Raw genomic sequence first — 17,894 nt, 5'->3', positions numbered from 1 at the left:
TTTATATTCTAAATGAACTCAAAGCATATGAGAATCAAAGGCGTGCATTCAACTCAGCACCCAGCTCTTCAAAGCCTGGTTTCCCAAGAAGAGCAAACATGTTTTTCTTATAAGCCTCAACTCCTGGCTGGTCAAATGGATTGATACCATTCAGGTAGCCAGAAAGAGCAATAGCTAACTCAAAGAAGTAAATAGTATAGCCCAAAGTGAACTCATCTTGCTCAGGCAGGGTCACAAACATATTTGGCACTCCGCCGTCTGTGTGAGCTAACAGCACTCCATCTGTTGCTTTCTTATTGACAAAGTCAACATCTTTTCCTTGCAGATAGCCAAGGCCATCCAAGTCTTCTGCTAATTCAGGAATCAACACATTTTTGCGAGGCTTATCTACACGAATAACTGTTTCAAAGAGGATACGAGTTCCTTCTTGAATAAATTGCCCCAAAGAGTGCAGGTCTGTTGAGAAGTTGGCTGAAGTTGGGTAGATACCTTTTTGGTCTTTACCTTCTGACTCACCAGCCAATTGCTTCCACCATTCTGAGAAGTATTGCAAAGATGGTTCGTAGTTAGCTAGAACTTCTGTCAGATAACCTTTACGGTACAAGATATTGCGTACAACTGCATATTGATATGCTTCATTTTCAGCCAACTTATCAGAAGCATAAGCCTTGCGAGCAGCATTTGCTCCTTCCATCAACTTGCTGATATCAGCCCCTGCAGCTGCGATTGGCAAGAGTCCCACTGCTGTCAATACTGTAAAACGACCACCTACACTATCAGGCACTACAAAAGTATCCCAGCCATTAGCATCTGCTTCAACCTTAACTGCACCTTTAGCGCGGTCTGTAGTTGCATAAATCCGTTTATTTGCTTCTTCCTGACCATACTTCTTAACCAAGAGTTCTTTGAAGACACGGAAAGCAATAGCAGGCTCTGTTGTTGTTCCTGACTTAGAAATAACATTGACAGAGAAATCTTTGTCTGATACATAGTCTACCAAATCAGCCAAATAGCTTGAAGAGATAGAGTTTCCAGCATAGAGGATCTGAGGTGCCTCGCGTTCTTCTTTGCTTTGCAAGTTTACAAATGAATTATTCAAGAAATCAATAGCTGCACGAGCTCCTAAATAGGAACCACCAATACCGATTACGATCAATACCTCACTATCAGATTGGATTTTAGCAGCAGCCTTTTGAATACGAGCAAATTCATCTTTGTCATATTCTTCAGGCAAGTTCAACCAGCCAGTCATTTCTGCCCCAGGACCTGTACCATTTCGCAGAGCAGAATCTGCTGCAGTCACTTGAGGCTGCATATAATCTAGTTCATGTGGTGCTACAAATTTATCTAATACCTTTGAGTAGTCAAATTTAATATGTGTCATGTTTATCCTCCAATTGTTCTTTTCTTTTATGATAACGCTTTAAGAAAAAATAAGCAAGTGCTTTTACTATTTTAAAACGTTTACATTTTTTATTATATACTATTTTTCTAAATAAGCTAATCCTAGGACATGACTGAGAGCAATCGTTTGCATTTATCTTATGAAAACAGGGTTAGCTATTGCCATTTCTTCCGAATAAATTCTTTATAACGTTTTACTAAAAATAAAAAAGACCAGCATGTAAATTCAACTGCGTCAATGTCTCTAAACTCATCTTCCTCCTTCGGAGTTGATTCGTTAAGAGCAATAGAAAAGAGCACACAGCTTACTTCGCTTAGGGCTGCTGGATTCCTCCCCTGACCCGCTTCACGCAAAACTGTTGCTCCACTAATTAGTATAACACAAACTTTTGATTTTGGCTAATTTTATTTTTTCCTTCTCTGTCTGAAAAATTCCTGCATAATTTGAGCGCACTCTTCTTGGAGAACACCTGTCTCCACTTCTACTCGATGATTCAGACGCTCATCTGTCAAAATATCATAAAGGCTGCCAGCTGCTCCAAATTTCTGATTTGCTGCTCCATAGACAACGTGAGGAATGCGCGCTAGACCGATCGCTCCGCTGCACATGACACACGGCTCAATGGTCACAAAAAGCGTTGTATCAAGCAAGCGCCAGCTATTTTCGTGCCGATTCGCCTCTTCGATAGCCATTATTTCCGCATGCATAACAGCCCGCTGCAGCTCCTCACGTGCATTGTGACCGCGGCCGATAATCTTTCCCTCTTTAACCAAGACACAGCCGATGGGAATTTCATCATAAGCTAGGGCAATCTCCGCCTCCTTCAAAGCTTCCCGCATAAATGCTTCTTTTTCTTCAATCGTATAATTCATCATTGTCTTTCTAAATCTGTAGTCGTCTATCCCATTATACCACAAGCCTGCCGCACTTCTCAGAAAAAGTAAAAGCCACCACTAGGGTGACTTTCAGGAGATTATTATGAAAAAAGTTTAGGATTTTTAAACAAAGTTAGGAGGTCTTTGTTTATGCTGTTAGTATAAAATATATATCTTAAATGAGTCTTAATATGAAATTTTCTTACAAAAAAGCACAAGAAGCAATTTCCTTGTGCTGACTTTTTTATAAATTTGACCAGACGCTTTCCAAGATGTTTGTCTGCTCGCGGCCAGGACCGACTGAGAAGGTAGAAATACGAACACCAACCAACTCACTCACTCGGCGAACATAGTTGCGGGCATTTTCTGGCAAGTCTTCCAGACTGCGAACACCTGTGATGTCCTCTGACCAGCCTGGCAGCTCTTCGTAAATCGGCTTGCAACGCTTGAGCTGTTCCAGACTAGCTGGGTAATGGTCAATGCGCTGACCATCCAAGTCATAGGCTACACAGATTTTCACTGTATCCAGACCGCTCAAAACATCAATGGAGTTAAGCGAAAGATTGGTAATCCCTGAGACACGGCGGCTATGGCGCATAACAACCGAGTCAAACCAGCCTACCCGACGCGGACGGCCAGTGGTAGTGCCATATTCATGGCCGATATCACGAATGCGGTCACCTACTTCATCGAAAAGCTCTGTTGGGAATGGTCCATCTCCGACCCGACTGGTGTAGGCCTTGCAGACACCAACTACCTTGTCAATCTTGCTCGGACCAACACCGGAACCGATGGTGACTCCCCCTGCAACTGGATTAGAAGAAGTTACAAATGGATAAGTCCCTTGGTCAATATCCAGCATAACCCCTTGAGCCCCTTCAAAGAGCACTCGCTTGCCTTGATCCAGGGCATCGTTGAGGATAACAGAGGTATCGGTCACATACTGCTTGATTTGCTGTCCATATTCATAGTATTCTTCAAAAATATCATCAAAGCTGATTGCTGTACTATCGTACAATTTCTCAAAGAGGCGGTTTTTCTCAGCTAGATTCCGCTCCAAGCGCTCTCTGAAAATATCTTTATCCAAAAGGTCAGCAATGCGGATACCGACACGAGCAGCCTTGTCCATATAGGCAGGACCGATTCCCTTGATTGTCGTCCCGATTTTATTGTCACCTTTTGCTTCTTCCTGCAGGCGATCCAGCTCGATATGGTAAGGCAAGATGACATGCGCTCGATCAGAGATACGAAGGTTATCCGTCGTCACACCCTCTTCATGCAGGTAGTTCAATTCTTTGACCAGAGATTTGGGATTGACCACCATTCCATTTCCAATGACAGAGATTTTTTCTGGAAAGAAAATCCCTGACGGAATCAGGTGCAGCTTGTACTTCTTGCCGTCAATCACGATAGTGTGTCCGGCATTGTCACCACCCTGATAGCGGGCAATCACTTCGGCATTGGCTGAAAGGAAGTCTGTAATCTTCCCTTTTCCTTCATCTCCCCACTGGGTTCCTACAACAACTACTGATGTCATAATTTTGTCTGAGCTGAAGCAGCTCTTCCTTTCTTGAAAAGCAGGCAGGAATCTCACCTGCGATTATGTTTTATACCTCATTATATGAAAAATTTAACAATTTTTCAAGGTGGGATCCATTCTTAATTTGCTTTTTCCCTTTTGAAAACGAATTAAATTTTCACAAAATCTGTATTTTCTGAAATTTATTAGTTTATTAAAAATAAAAGTTCGGAATTTTTGTAAAATCGTAGCGAAAATTTGTTTTCTTTCCCCGTTTGTAATAGACTAAAATTACTATCAGAGGACGGTGAAACGATGACGATTAATCAATTATTGCAGAAACTGGATACAGCAAGCCCCATTCTCCAAGCGACCTTTGGTCTGGAGAGAGAAAATCTGCGGGTAACAACTGACGGACACTTAGCTCAAACTGCCCATCCGAGTCAGCTGGGTTCCCGCAATTTCCACCCGACCATCCAAACAGACTTCAGCGAGCAACAACTGGAACTAATTACACCTATCGCTCACTCGACTAAGGAAGCACGACGCTTACTGGGAGCTATCAGCGATGTGGCTGGCCGCTCGATTGACCAGAGTGAACGCCTGTGGCCCCTGTCCATGCCACCGCAGCTGACTGAAGAAGAGATTGTCATCGCCCGTTTGGAAAACGACTACGAACGCCACTACCGAGAGGGTTTAGCGAAAAAATATGGCAAAAAACTACAGGCCATCTCTGGCATCCACTACAACATGGAGCTAGGAAAAGATCTGGTCACTTCTCTCTTTCAAGTCAGCTCCTACCATTCACTCAAGGACTTTAAAAATGACCTCTATCTCAAGCTGGCTCGAAACTTTCTGCGTTTCCGCTGGATTTTAACCTATCTCTACGGGGCAGCCCCTTTGGCAGAAGCTGGTTTCTACAGTCAGGAAATTTTCCAGCCTATCCGCTCTTTTCGTAACAGCGACTATGGCTATGTCAATGACGAGAATATTCAGGTATCCTACGCTTCTTTGGAACAATATATAACTGATATTGAAAACTACGTTCAGTCAGGCGAGCTCAGCGCTGAAAAAGAATTTTACTCAGCCGTTCGCTTCCGAGGACAGAAGCACAATCGCGCCTATCTGGAGCAGGGTATCACCTATCTGGAATTCCGCTGTTTTGACCTCAATCCTTTTGACCATTTAGGCATTAGCCAGGAAACCTTAGATACTGTCCATCTCTTTTTACTGAGCCTGCTCTGGCTAGATGATGTAGAAAATGTGGATGCGGCATTAAAAGCTGCCCACGACTTGAACCAAAAGATTGCTTGTAGCCACCCGCTGACTGCCCTGCCCGATGAAGCAGACAGCTCATCCCTTCTCCAAGCCATGGAAGAGCTCATCCAGCATTTTGAACTGCCAACTTACTACCAAGCCTTGCTTGAGCAGCTTAAGGAGGCACTTCTGAATCCTCAGCTTACCCTATCTGGTCAGCTCCTGCCTCATATTCAGCAGGATTCCTTAATGCCCTTTGGACTAGAAAAAGCAGAGGAATATCACCATTACGCTTGGACTGCTCCTTATGCCCTCAAAGGCTACGAAAATATGGAATTATCCACTCAGATGCTACTCTTTGATGCTATTCAAAAGGGGCTGAATGTAGACATCTTAGATGAAAACGACCAATTTCTCAAACTTTGGCATGGTCACCATGTGGAGTATGTCAAGAACGGCAACATGACCTCCAAGGATAACTATGTCATTCCTCTGGCTATGGCCAATAAAACCGTCACCAAAAAGATTTTGGCTGCAGCTGACTTTCCCGTTCCGGCTGGAGCAGAATTTTCTTCCCTTGAAGACGGACTGGCCTATTACCCTTTGATTAAGGACCGACAAATTGTCGTCAAACCCAAGTCAACCAACTTCGGACTAGGCATCTCTATCTTCCAAGAACCAGCTAGCCTGGAATCTTATCGCAAGGCTTTAGAGATTGCTTTTTCAGAAGACGCTGCTGTCTTAGTGGAGGAATTTATCGCGGGAACGGAGTACCGCTTCTTTGTCTTAGACGGTCAGTGTGAGGCAGTCCTCTTGCGAGTAGCAGCCAATGTCGTCGGAGACGGTCAGCATACCGTGAGAGAATTGGTTGCCATCAAAAATGACAATCCTCTGCGCGGGCGAGACCATCGTTCACCACTCGAAATCATTGAACTGGGGGACATTGAACTGCTTATGCTGGACCAGCAAGGCTATGGACCCGACGATATCCTGCCTGCTGGAGTCAAGGTGTACTTGCGCCGCAATTCCAATATTTCTACTGGCGGAGACTCGATCGATGTCACAAACAGCATGCACCCATCTTATAAGGAACTCACTGCGGACATGGCAAAGGCTATGGGAGCTTGGGCTTGTGGCGTTGACCTAATCATCCCTGACAGCTCTGCTATTTCCACAAAGGAAAATCCCAACTGTACCTGCATCGAGCTAAACTTCAACCCCTCTATGTATATGCACACCTATTGTGCTGAGGGACCGGGACAAAGCATCACTCCTAAAATACTGGCCAAACTTTTTCCAGAAATGGACTGATAAAACACGAATCGCAGGGAATTCCTTGCGATTTTTGTTTGAATACTTGAGAGAAACGAAGAAACTTTCGTTTTAGAAATGACGCTTGCTTTATTGATAGGAATCAAATGTCTTCCTGAATTAAGCAAATATAAAAAATGGTCTCAATATATAAAATCATTTCAATCTTTATCCTTCAAAAACCAGCTTTTATGTTAAAATAGAGATATCACATTGAGAAGAAAGAGCAAAGTCCATGTCGAGAAAAAAGGATGATTCTAACCAGCAACCAGAATGGTTTAGCTGGATTTGGATACTTGTATTTGTATTTGGTTCTGGAGCTGTAGCCAGCTATCTAATTCCCATAGCTATTCTGGGGGCTATTGGTTACGGAATCTATCGCCACCAAAGCCAGAAAAAAGTTCGGATTGAAGCAAAGCAAGCCAGCATTGGCCGTATTGAAGATTTGAAATCAGAAATTGGTCAGGCTGACCGCCGCATAAAAAAATTGGAAGCCTACCAAGAAGATGGGGACCAAGAAAGCTATCAGAATTTAGCTCTAGAAATTCTTCCCCAGCTAACCTATATCAAAAATGCTGCTAACGACCTACGAGGAGAAATTCCTGCTTCAGTCTACCAGCGGATCCAGACCAAAATTCGTACCGTAACCGATGAAATTGATGAACAACTGAGAAAGATTGAACGAGAGAAAAAACGAAAAGAAGCTCAGCCTAAGAAAACTAGTCTAGAAGAGCTAGCCCCAGAATTGGTCGCTACGGTTCGCAATATTCAGATTGACCATGAGGCCATTCTTCAAAAAATCTCTCAATCCGAAAGCAATAATAAGGAAGAGCTGACTGCCATTCATCAGTCCCAGATGGAGCACTACGAAGATATTTTAGAAGGTTACCTCAAAATCAAAGCTTCACCCAAAGATTTTTACAATGCAGAGGAGCGGCTAGCCAAGGCCAAAGCAGCTATAGAGCAGTTTGACTTGGACCTAGACGAAGCGCTGCGCCAATTAAATGAAGCTGATTTGAGGGACTTTGACATTAGCCTGCGCATCTTAGATAAAGAAAAGCACACAGACACCGGCTTTTAAGCTAGATAAACCAAAGGAGAAACTATGAGCCAAGAATTTAATTTTGATATTGATAAAATTGCCAATAATGCTATCAGCAAAAGCGACAAAACAACAGAAATCATCGAAGCCAACACGACTCAAGAAAATGGTCAGCTAACTTTTCTGGAAAAGCTGACTCCTGAGCAACAGAGTGCGATTACGGCTAAAGCTCCGCAGCTGGTGGATAATTTCGTATCAGACCAAAATGCCTTGCTGGACTTTGGCCAATCTGCTGTAGAAGAAGTCAACGGTACTGTCAATCGTATCTTAGCAGAGCAGAAAAAATTACAGATTCCCCAGGTAGATGAGCTTTTAAAAAATACCAACAAGGAACTCAATGGCTTTGTCGCAAAATACAAGGATGCTCAAGTAGCAGAATTGGACAAGAAGCCTAATTTCCTGGAAAAGCTCTTCAAACAGAGCAAAAACACTCTTCAAGAATTCTATTTTGATTCACAAAATATTGAGCAGAAAATGGACGGCATGGCTGCAACCGTCGTCAAGCAAGAAGACGTTCTGGCTCGCAATATTGTTTCTGCTGAAATGCTGATTGAGGACAATACCAAATCGGTTGAAAACCTAGTTGGAGTTATTTCCTTTATCGAAGCTGCTCAGCAAGAATCTGGCAATCGAGCGCTCAAGCTACAGGCTGAAGTTGCTCAGTTAGATATGACAACCGTTGACTACCAAGTCAAATCGCAAGAATTAGCCCGAATGACAGAGGTGGTCAATACCTTAGAGCAGCAACACACTGAATATGTCAGCCGTCTCTATGTGGCTTGGGCAACTACCCCTCAAATGCGTAATCTGGTCAAGGTTTCCTCTGATATGCGCCAGAAGCTAGGAATGCTCCGTCGAAATACCATTCCAACTATGAAACTGTCTATCGCCCAGTTAGGCATTCTCCAGCAATCGATGAAGTCTGGTCAGGTAGCTGACGCTATCTCTAATGCGAATAACGCTGCCCTGCAAATGCTCGCCGAAACGAGCAAGGAAGTCATTCCTCAACTGGAGCGGATTTCCCAAAGCCCTACTATCGCTGTTGAATCTGTCACTAAGCTGGCAGAAAGCCTCGTCGCACAAAATCAAGGCATTATCGAAGCCATTGATAAAGGACGAGAAAAACGCGCTCTGCTAGAAGCCACTGTTATCCAATCTGCAGAGACCATCAACAACTCTGTCAAACTGCGTGATCAAAAGATTATCCAAGCCCTGTTGGACCAAGGCAAGGAAGCCCAGAAAGAATTAACTACAGAATAAGCAAAAGAGCCTAGATGGCTCTTTTAATGTTTTACTTTTTAAATGATCAATACAGTCCTGTCTTCCGATTATCCCTTTAAAACAAGCAGCTTTCCAACAATTCTTTATGGCGCAGCTGGGCTAACCAGTTATCAGGAATTCCTTCCAAACCATAGAGGATACCAGCCAAGCCGCCAGCAACTGCTGCTACTGTATCAGTGTCATCGCCCAAATTAACAGCTTTCAGGACAGTTTCCAGATAAGAAGTGCTAGTCAGCAGACACCACAATGCTGCTTCCAAGGTATCCACCACATAGCCAGTAGAGCGAATGTCATCTTCGGTCAGCTCTGCTAAAGTTTGCAAACGAGCATAGGTCGTACTAGTCTCTAAGCCTAATAGTATTTCCGGTAGTTGCTGGCCTTTTAAGAGCCTACGAGCAATATCCACATAAAGCTGGCAGGCCTCCACAGAAGTCGCATGGGCATGTGTAATACTGGAAACAGCCTCAATATCAGACGGACCAGCTGCCGTAAAGGCTAGGGGCAGAATCCGCATCAAAGAACCATTCCCGTTGGAATATTCATCAGACAGACCGTGTCCACTTGTCAAGGCTTCGCGAGTCGTATTTCCTACATCAAAGGTCAGGCCATCTGGCGTGTAAACTCCCTCGAAGAGCCAATTTTTAAACCGCTGCTGCATATCAACAGGATCAATCTTACCTTTTTCCCTGATAGAATCACAGGTCGCCAAAACAAGGCTGGTATCATCTGACCAAGTGCCAGCAGGTTGCTGATGGCTGCCATAGCCCACCATCTCAACTGCTTCAAAACTGCTACGGGGCAAGAATTCATACGGAACTCCTAATGCATCAGCCACTGCCAGACCATAGATTGCCGCTTTCAAAGATTGGTTCATGCTAGCCTCCTCTGCTTTTTATTTTATTATACTATTTTTGATTTTAAAATTCTTCCTAACCTCAAAAAACAAGCGCAGTCGCGCGCTTGTTTTTCTATTTTGTGTTAAAATAAAAGGTATGGACAAAATTATCAAAACTATCTCAGAAAATGGTTCTTTCCGTGCTTATGTGCTGGATAGCACAGAGACGGTTCGGACCGCTCAAGAAAAACATCAAACTCAAGCAAGCTCTACCGTTGCACTTGGCCGTACACTGATTGCCAGCCAGATTTTGGCTGCAAATGAAAAAGGCCAGACCAAGATTACCGTCAAGGTCCTCGGGACCAGCTCACTAGGCGCGATCATCACAGTGGCAGATACCGAGGGTAATGTCAAAGGTTATGTACAGAATCCCGGAGTAGATATCAAAAAGACAGCTACCGGCGAAGTTCTGGTTGGTCCTTTTGTAGGCCAAGGCGAATTCCTCGTCATCACGGACTACGGTACTGGCAATCCTTACAACTCCATGACTCCTCTCATCTCTGGAGAAATCGGCGAAGACCTAGCTTTCTACCTAACCGAAAGCCAGCAAACACCTTCCGCAGTTGGTCTCAATGTCCTCTTGGATGAGAATGATAAAGTCAAGGTTGCTGGCGGTTTCTTGGTACAAGTTCTGCCTGGTGCTAAGGAAGCCGAAATCGCCCGCTTTGAGAAACGAATCCAAGAAATGCCTGCTATCTCAAAACTGCTGGAATCAGATAACCATATCGAAGCTCTGCTGGCTGCCATCTATGGTGATGAGCCATACAAACGCCTGTCTGAAGAAGAAATCCGCTTCCAGTGCGACTGTAGCAAAGAGCGCTTCATGAATGCCTTGGCTACCCTGCCAAAGGCTGACTTAGAAGAGATGTGTGACCAAGACCAAGGAGCCGAAATCGTCTGCCAATTCTGCCAAACTGCTTATCACTTTGACCAAAATGACTTGGAGGAACTGATTCGTGACAAATCTTAATACCCCTTTTATGATTGGGAAAGTCGAAATTCCCAACCGTACGGTTCTAGCACCTATGGCCGGCGTAACCAACTCTGCTTTCCGAACCATTGCCAAAGAGTTGGGAGCAGGCCTGGTCGTGATGGAAATGGTCTCTGACAAGGGCATCCAGTATAACAACGAAAAAACCCTCCACATGCTCCACATTGATGAAGGAGAAAATCCCGTTTCTATCCAGCTTTTCGGTAGCGACGAGGACAGTTTAGCCCGCGCAGCAGAATTTATCCAAGAAAACACCAAGACGGATATCGTCGATATCAATATGGGCTGCCCGGTCAATAAAATCGTTAAAAACGAAGCCGGAGCTAAATGGCTCAAGGACCCTGAGAAAATCTATAAAATCATCAACAAGGTCCAGTCAGTGCTAGATATTCCTCTGACAGTTAAGATGCGGACGGGTTGGTCCGACAGCTCACTAGCTGTAGAAAATGCTCTAGCAGCCGAAGCCGCTGGAGTCTCAGCCCTGGCTATGCACGGTCGCACCCGTGAGCAAATGTATACTGGTCATGCTGACCTTGAGACCTTGCACGACGTAGCCCATGCTCTGACTAAGATTCCTTTCATCGCTAACGGTGATATCCGCAGCGTCCAAGACGCTAAACAGCGTATCGAGGAAGTCGGTGCCGATGCCGTCATGGTAGGTCGAGCAGCTATGGGAAATCCCTACCTCTTTAACCAAATCAACCACTACTTTGAAACCGGCGAAATCCTTCCAGACCTCAGCTTTGAGGACAAGATGAAAATCGCCTATGACCACCTCTCCCGCTTGGTAAATCTCAAAGGAGAATATGTGGCTATCCGCGAATTCCGTGGCCTAGCTCCGCACTATCTGCGCGGTACTGCCGGAGCAGCCAAGCTCCGCGGTGCTATTTCGCAAACTGAAAGTCTGGCTGAAATTGAAGAACTTTTACAAATTCAAAAATCATAACCACCCGTCTAACGGTTGGTTTGCACCAGGGCTATAAGCCCGAATTACCAGCCAGCGCCTAAAGACGCTGGCTTTCAATTTGTTCAAGCCCCATTGCTCTTGACTCGTCACAAATCTCTCAAAGAGGTATTTGCATTACTTACCACTATCCCTAAAGGGATCCTCATATTCTTTTACACTCAATTTATCCAACGCTATATCATGCTTTTCCTGCTCTTGAATATATTTCTTAATTGTGGCTTCATTAAGTCCTACTGTACTCACGTAATAACCTTCCGCCCAGAAATGTCGGTTCCCAAACTTGTATTTTAGGTTGGCGTGTTTGTCAAACATCATGAATGCGCTTTTCCCTTTTAAATACCCCATAAAACTAAAAACACTTAACCTCGGTGGAATACTTACCAACATATGTACATGATCCGTCATCAAGTGACCCTCGATAATTTCAACACCTTTATAACTACATAGTCGATGAAATATTTCACCTAAACTATTTCGATATTGATTATGGATTACTTTTCATCTATACTTAGGTGTAAACACAATGTGATATTTACACATCCACTTTGTGTGTGATAAACTATGTGCCTTTTGCGCCATATTTTTCTCCTTACGCTTCACAATTGGCTTGAACACCTTTATTGTATCGCGTTTGGAGTTTTTTTGGTATAGCCTTCGATACGCACTCGCATAGCGGGTAGTTTATTTGTCTCGCACCTAACGGAGCGAGACAGACTGAAAGTCACAAAAATAAAACCAAGAGGAAGCCAATTGGACTTCCTTTTTTGTTCTGTTTAGGGTTGAGTCACCACAACACTTGTTACTGAGCCATCTGCTCCTGTTGTAATCTGCAGATTGGCATTGCCTTGCCCGCTTAACTGCGCATTGTATTTGCCATCATCCAGCGTATAGGAGTAAGAAGCGATGGAATAATTATCTGTTTTTCCATCTGCAGACTGGACTGTGAATTGACCATTACCTGATACAGTCACAGTATTTCCATTGGCATCCTTCCAAGTTCCAGCAGCGGCTGAGAAATCCCCATCCACCATAGTCAAGACACCTTTATAGCGAGCATTGCTGGCTGCCTGCTTATTCTGAAGCTGGCGATTGCTTTCGGGAGCTTGGGCTGGTTGAGTTGCTTGACTCTGAGTGTTTTGTCGACCTGAAGCTTGCTGTGGCTGCGGTTGTTGGACTTGAGGAGCTTCGACAGTAGACTGTTGCTGACTGGCAGGAGCTTGGGCTTGTCCAGGCTGGCTAACTGCTCCTTCTGAAGAAGCGCTATTGCTAACCTTAGGAGAAGCGCTGACCTTACTGGATGACGCAGCTTTTGAGCCAGAAGAAGCTTGAACAGTCTTGCTAGAACTAGCACTTGTTGCACTTTCTTCTTTCTTACCACATGCCCCTAAAAGCAAACTAGAAGCCAGAACTGCAGCTGCCATCATTTTTGTATAAGTACGTGTTTTCATCTTTTGTCTCCTTGTAACATAAAGAAATCTTTTTGTAACATTATTGTAACACTGTAATTTTTCTATGTCAATCATTTATGCAAAATTCTTAAAAAATTTTTTTACTCAAGCGAAGTTCTGTTTCTCAATCTGTTTCTTTTGTCATGAGAAACTCGCTCCTACTTATCTATTCGTAATTAAAAATGAAAAAACAGGACAAATTTGTCCTGCAAGAGAAATATATGATCAACTTTCTTTTAATTTTATTTTTCTACCTTCAGCCGATACACTTTTCTCGGCTTCTTCTTCGGTACTCGCTTAACGCCAGCCTCCTCTAGGTATTCTCCAAATTTTACTAAAAAATTATTGCTGACGATAGGTCGTCTCGGCGAGATGAGATTGACCAGCTCAGTCCCTTCATAGACAGTAAACGGCGATTCCAGCAGATGAAGAAAAGTTGGATTCCAGTCCAGTCGTCCCTGAATCCGCTTGATAGATTCTAACAGGATTTGGTAGTGGTCAAAGGCAAAGTCTTCTGAGGTCAAGAACTGCTCACCATCTTTAAAACTACTAGTCTTAAAGTCAACATCAAGAAAGGTGACTTCCTTGGCATCATCCCCAGCTTGCGCTTGATCTACTGCTATGGCCGGCAGATAGACCAGATGGGCAATGGTAATGACCCATCCGCGTGGATCACGCCCTGGAGTAGATACCGTCATCAGCTGTTCCACCTTTTCCAGCGGTATCTCCAGCCCCACCTCTTCCTTGACTTCCCGAATGCAGGCCTGATAGGCATCCTCATGCTTGTCTACAAAACCTCCGACCAAAGCATATTTATTTTGATAAGGGTGAGCCTTGCGCTTGATGACCAAGAGTTTTATCTGACCTTCTACGAAGCAGTAGGCCACCATATCCGCTGTTACACTAGGTGTTTCATACTTGGGCAAATCCTGTGTCTTGTACCATGCCAAAAAGGCGGACTCATCCGCCATGGTTTCATAGTACTCTTTTTCCGACATTCCCGCTGGGATATCCTGTTTGGTCATGAGTTTCTTCCTTTCCTAAGCTATTTTTTCTATCAAAAAATCTCAAATCTTAGTCTAAGCTTTCTTCACCGCCTTGGTCCACTGATACCATCCAACGATACTATTAAGGGTATAGACCCAGTACATAGCCTGGATATGAAGGTTGCTACCCCACCAGAGATAGATACTGAAGAGATTGGTCGCAATCCAGAAAATCCACTGCTCGCGGTAGAGACCAGTCATGAGAAGCTGACCGATACCATTGGTCGCATCTGTCACACTATCACGGAAAGGACGGTGACTGTGAATGCTCTTATAGGCAAAGCCCATACCAATCCAAATCAAAGCCGTCAAGGCCAAATATTTAAGCCAGCCACGCCAGTCTAACTTCTTAGCTTCGAAGTGAGATGGCTCTTCCTTATCTTGTTCATTGACCCGGTTGGACAGCCAAGTATAGAGGCCGATTGGCTGCATGATAAAGAAGTAGACTGTAGTCAGCACTTCTCCATAAAAGCTAGCATTGAAGGACAATATAAGGTAAATTGCCGAATTAACAGCTCCAAAGAGGTAATTGCTGGCCCGCCCCTCGGCTACTAAAATTACACAGACGATGCCTGTCCAAGAAGCAAAGAGTCCCAGCCAGTCATGCTGCTCCTGACCACTGGTGAACTCCAAAATGAAAGGCAAACTGGAAAGAGTAATCAAGTAGAGCCATTGAGCCAAGCTGCGCCCGCCAAATAAATCCTGCCAAAACAATTTCGCGACCCCTTTTATCCCCTGCTTTTTAGCTGCGGCACAGACATTGCGGAAATTCCGAGCAAAAGTTTGAGATTTTTGTTTCAGTCCTGCGTAGAGAGCCGCAGGAGCGAGTTTTTGATTTTTTACTACCATTCTATTTTACCACTTTCTTTTTTAATCCGCTTGATAAATCATGTCGATCGCTTCTTTGGCCGCCTGATAATTATCAAAATAACTACCAGCTAGATAGACCGTCGGAATATGAGCCAAGCACTGCTCTTTCAGCCTTTTTAGATGGCTTGAAAAATCACTGCGGATAGCCTCGTCTGCCATGCTCATATCGCGAAAGCCATCGTTAACATAGGTGCCGACCGGCTCAGCAAAGAGAATCAAATCCCATTTTTCCTTGGACAAAATGCTGGCAAAGAGATTATCAAAGGTATCTGTTTCCTCGTCCTGAACCGGACTTTCTTTCAGATAGTAATCATAGTAAGCCTTGGTTACCAGCGAATTTGTATCAGCCACGACCAGACCACGGTTGGCGCTGCTGTCAATTAAGTGGGAAGTCTGAGCATATTGTCCCAAGAGCAGATAATAGTAGTCTTTAGGGGTCAGCTCATCGTCTCGCACGTTATTTTGAATCTGGTATTCTCGAGCATATTCCAGACTAACCGGAGCATCATAAAAGCGAGCCAAATCCTTAGCCAAGGTCGTTTTACCATTGCTGGCACTACCCATAATCAGCACTTTCTTAGTAAAGTGACGGCGGAAAGGTTGGGCGATATATTTCCAATAACGACTAGGATTTTCCCGAATCATCGTAGCTGAGATACCAAACTGGCGCTCCAGCAAAGAAGTTTTGAAGTCACGCTTTTCTATCTCTTCCTGATAGTCAGCCTCACCAACAAAGAAAATCAGTTCCTCGCGTTCTGCATCATAGCCCACCAACTCCAATAAAGCCGACAGCCACTTATCCCAACCTAGAGGATAGCGGGGAAAGGAAGTTTCATCTAGCTTATAAACCTGTGTTAACTCATCATCAGCGAAAGTCTCCCGCGTATAGCGGAATCGCTTCTGCAGAGACAGACCCACTTCCTGCCCACAATCTCCCTGATAACCTGAAACCACCACGCGCACCTTGTCGTAAGAACGCTTAGCCTTCTGTATCAAGTCGATATGCCCCTGATGCAAGGGAGCAAATGTTCCAAAGACGATTGCAATTTTTTCTTTCATACGCTTAACCTTTTTATTGTTTTTTATATTTTATTCTTTCTATGATTTTATTATAAACTATATTTTTCTTTTGTCAATAGTTTTTTATAAAATTTTATAAAAATATTTTTCAGACACTTTAAAACTGTATTAAGCACAAAAAAAGAACCTAATGCCTTAAGCATCAAATTCTTTTTATAAAAGATTTATTGCTGATAGACTTCTTGGTAGAATTCCAGCTTGTCTCCATCCTTGACAGTGATTTGATTGGCTGCCTTAGGAGCCATTTCTCCGTTGACCTTAAACATCCAGTAGAGGCCCTTTGCTTCATCCTGAGCATGGCCGTCAATAGAAGTGATAAAACCATCTTTTTCTTCGACCTTATAGGCCTTCTTCAAAGCATCCATAGCTGTCTTTCCTTCTTCAACAGCCACCGTTTTCTCGCTCTTCTCCTGACCATCTGGTGCAATACTGATGCTGATTTTCAGTTCCTTTTTGACAGAAGAATCAGCGGAACTAGAGCCCTTGTCAGTATTGGTCTGGCTGCTGCCGCAACCAACAAGGAGAAGGGCAAAAGCAAGTGTGAGCAAACTAAAGATTTTTTTCATTATAGAGCCTCCTTAAAATAGGGTACAAGAGTGGGTAAAAAAACAAGGTCGACAGTCCGTGCGCTATATTGAAGGTCAAAGCGTTGATAATCGCATAAGACCACCAGTGATAGTTGTAAAGCAAGGCTGTCAGTGTATCGATGGCAATGCCATAGCCAAAGGATAGGAGAGCTGCTACTATTCCCTGTCCCACTAGATTTAAGCGAGGATAGAGCAGTCGCCAAAGGCAAAGAATCAGTCCAAAGGACAGCAACTGAAAGAGGACGATTGGGCTCATCCCCAAAAGAAAGGCTGATGTAAACATCGTCACAGCCATCACTAGAAGTGAAGTCTGCAAATCCTCAAAGATAACGATCAGAAAAAAGATAGCTGAGATAGGCTGCACATTGGGCAGAAAGGAAAATGCATAGCGAAAGGCCACACATAGAGCCGATAGGATGGCAATTTTAGCCATTTTACGAGCGGACAAAGGTACCTCCTTTTCTAATTGAGTGAATCAATAGAAGTTGGACTAGGTATGCAGCTCAACAGCATCCCAGTCCTGGGCCGTATTCAGCCCCAGCAGCCAGTCAAGACCAGACCGCCTCTCCAGAACAACACTTTCATCAAGACCAACCGGTGCTGGCTGGTCATGAATCCGAGCCTCAACACAGGCCCAATGATAACGATAAATCAAGTCATCCTCATCCAGCAACTCTTCTAAGCTGCGCGGTTGGCATTTTCCCAGAAATTCCTGAAAGTCAACCGCACTAGCGACTGCGTCAATAGCAGCATCACAATCACAAATCTTATCTGGAAACGGCAAAGCATCTACTAAACCCAAGTGCCAAATCAAGGACCAATAGGCCTCGTATTTCCAAACCATATTGATGATAGCTGCCGGGTCGGCACGATCTTCCAAAACCGCCCTTTCTTTGGGCGTCAACTCTTCCTGCACTCCGTATTGCTGCAGTTTATCCTGCAGCCACTGGCGGCTCTCCTCATTATAATTATTATTTTCGATATCCAAGGCCGCCTGAATAATCAAGAGGCTGGTAATAGCCCGACGCGCAATTTCTTCTAGCGAGCGCGGCCGCACCTGCTCAGCACTTTCGATGACCGGCAAATGCTCAATGTAAGGAATTCCTTCCTTTTTCAAGCGCTGGATACTAGCCGCCTTGCGATCTTCAGGTGTTTTCGCTCTGGCTTTCTTGCCAGCAAACAAGTCTTTAAAAAACGACATATCAGCCTCCAATCCTTCAATTCCCAGTTTCATTGAATGATGAAACAACTGTTCGGTAT

The 17,894-nt window shown here is 44.1% G+C and carries 16 protein-coding genes, 1 other RNA gene and 1 pseudogene; 5 read left to right on the top strand and 13 right to left on the bottom strand.

The genetic code is table 11. From position 1 onward, the window contains the following. Positions 1-34: 34 nt before the first annotated feature. The 4 genes from J1C91_RS00950 to J1C91_RS00935 form a co-directional block, all read right to left on the bottom strand. The gene (locus J1C91_RS00950) at positions 35-1,384 is read right to left on the bottom strand and encodes a glucose-6-phosphate isomerase (RefSeq protein WP_002902099.1); all 1,350 of its coding nucleotides are present in this window, start codon (positions 1,382-1,384) and stop codon (positions 35-37) included. A 298-nt stretch (positions 1,385-1,682) separates the two neighbouring features. Beyond that, positions 1,683-1,781, bottom strand: an RNA gene (gene ffs, locus J1C91_RS00945) — signal recognition particle sRNA small type. Between the two features lie 28 nt (positions 1,782-1,809). Continuing rightward, a complete protein-coding gene (tadA, locus tag J1C91_RS00940) occupies positions 1,810-2,280 on the bottom strand; it encodes a tRNA adenosine(34) deaminase TadA (RefSeq protein ID WP_002902098.1) in 471 nt (156 codons plus the stop codon). A 244-nt stretch (positions 2,281-2,524) separates the two neighbouring features. After that, the gene (locus J1C91_RS00935; protein ID WP_002899212.1) at positions 2,525-3,817 is read right to left on the bottom strand and encodes an adenylosuccinate synthase; all 1,293 of its coding nucleotides are present in this window, start codon (positions 3,815-3,817) and stop codon (positions 2,525-2,527) included. A 297-nt stretch (positions 3,818-4,114) separates the two neighbouring features. Here J1C91_RS00935 and gshAB point away from each other — a divergent pair, with 297 nt between their 5' ends. From gshAB to J1C91_RS00920, 3 genes are all read left to right on the top strand, one after another. Next, the gene (gene gshAB / locus J1C91_RS00930; RefSeq protein WP_125438885.1) at positions 4,115-6,367 is read left to right on the top strand and encodes a bifunctional glutamate--cysteine ligase GshA/glutathione synthetase GshB; all 2,253 of its coding nucleotides are present in this window, start codon (positions 4,115-4,117) and stop codon (positions 6,365-6,367) included. 235 nt (positions 6,368-6,602) lie between these two features. Further along, positions 6,603-7,448, top strand: coding sequence for a membrane protein (locus tag J1C91_RS00925; RefSeq protein ID WP_002899214.1), 846 nt, complete (start codon positions 6,603-6,605; stop codon positions 7,446-7,448). Between the two features lie 24 nt (positions 7,449-7,472). Continuing rightward, complete coding sequence (locus tag J1C91_RS00920; RefSeq protein WP_125438887.1) at positions 7,473-8,729, top strand: toxic anion resistance protein; 1,257 nt, start codon at positions 7,473-7,475, stop codon at positions 8,727-8,729. Between the two features lie 76 nt (positions 8,730-8,805). Here J1C91_RS00920 and J1C91_RS00915 read toward each other — a convergent pair whose 3' ends face one another. Then, entirely contained in the window at positions 8,806-9,624 is an 819-nt protein-coding gene (locus J1C91_RS00915; RefSeq protein WP_125438889.1) for an ADP-ribosylglycohydrolase family protein, read from the bottom strand. A gap of 118 nt (positions 9,625-9,742) precedes the next feature. Between J1C91_RS00915 and hslO the strand changes: the two genes are divergently transcribed. Beyond that, on the top strand, positions 9,743-10,615 hold the full coding sequence (gene hslO / locus J1C91_RS00910; RefSeq protein ID WP_125438891.1) for an Hsp33 family molecular chaperone HslO: 873 nt from the start codon (positions 9,743-9,745) through the stop codon (positions 10,613-10,615). Then, the gene (gene dusB / locus J1C91_RS00905) at positions 10,602-11,582 is read left to right on the top strand and encodes a tRNA dihydrouridine synthase DusB (RefSeq protein ID WP_002908560.1); all 981 of its coding nucleotides are present in this window, start codon (positions 10,602-10,604) and stop codon (positions 11,580-11,582) included. The genes hslO and dusB overlap by 14 nt, the downstream gene beginning before the upstream one ends. Positions 11,583-11,717: 135 nt before the next feature. On the opposite strand, the pseudogene tnpA reads toward dusB, so the two are convergent. From tnpA to J1C91_RS00865, 8 genes and pseudogenes are all read right to left on the bottom strand, one after another. Beyond that, positions 11,718-12,182 (bottom strand): annotated as a pseudogene (gene tnpA / locus J1C91_RS00900) (IS200/IS605 family transposase). A 194-nt stretch (positions 12,183-12,376) separates the two neighbouring features. Beyond that, positions 12,377-13,126 carry a DUF6287 domain-containing protein gene (locus tag J1C91_RS00895; RefSeq protein ID WP_002908557.1) on the bottom strand — a complete coding sequence of 250 codons (750 nt, stop codon included), beginning with the start codon at positions 13,124-13,126 and terminating at the stop codon, positions 12,377-12,379. 167 nt (positions 13,127-13,293) lie between these two features. Beyond that, the gene (locus J1C91_RS00890) at positions 13,294-14,076 is read right to left on the bottom strand and encodes an NUDIX domain-containing protein (RefSeq protein WP_002907840.1); all 783 of its coding nucleotides are present in this window, start codon (positions 14,074-14,076) and stop codon (positions 13,294-13,296) included. Between the two features lie 54 nt (positions 14,077-14,130). Next, positions 14,131-14,946: a nicotinamide riboside transporter PnuC gene (pnuC, locus tag J1C91_RS00885; protein ID WP_002907838.1), complete on the bottom strand. Its 816-nt coding sequence runs from the start codon at positions 14,944-14,946 to the stop codon at positions 14,131-14,133. A 21-nt stretch (positions 14,947-14,967) separates the two neighbouring features. Further along, complete coding sequence (locus J1C91_RS00880) at positions 14,968-16,026, bottom strand: AAA family ATPase (RefSeq protein WP_002907836.1); 1,059 nt, start codon at positions 16,024-16,026, stop codon at positions 14,968-14,970. A gap of 185 nt (positions 16,027-16,211) precedes the next feature. Then, a complete protein-coding gene (locus tag J1C91_RS00875) occupies positions 16,212-16,613 on the bottom strand; it encodes a DUF4430 domain-containing protein (RefSeq protein ID WP_002894007.1) in 402 nt (133 codons plus the stop codon). Continuing rightward, the gene (locus J1C91_RS00870; RefSeq protein WP_002899229.1) at positions 16,597-17,082 is read right to left on the bottom strand and encodes a hypothetical protein; all 486 of its coding nucleotides are present in this window, start codon (positions 17,080-17,082) and stop codon (positions 16,597-16,599) included. The genes J1C91_RS00875 and J1C91_RS00870 overlap by 17 nt, the downstream gene beginning before the upstream one ends. A gap of 42 nt (positions 17,083-17,124) precedes the next feature. Further along, a complete protein-coding gene (locus J1C91_RS00865) occupies positions 17,125-17,868 on the bottom strand; it encodes a DUF4272 domain-containing protein (protein WP_002920391.1) in 744 nt (247 codons plus the stop codon). Positions 17,869-17,894 lie beyond the last annotated feature (26 nt).

Origin of the sequence: Streptococcus sanguinis, from assembly GCF_050222175.1 — a bacterium.
Taxonomy (GTDB): Bacteria; Bacillota; Bacilli; order Lactobacillales; family Streptococcaceae; genus Streptococcus; species Streptococcus sanguinis_M.
The sequence above is the reverse complement of the archived record's forward strand: the minus strand, read 5'-3'. Positions and strand labels throughout refer to the sequence as shown.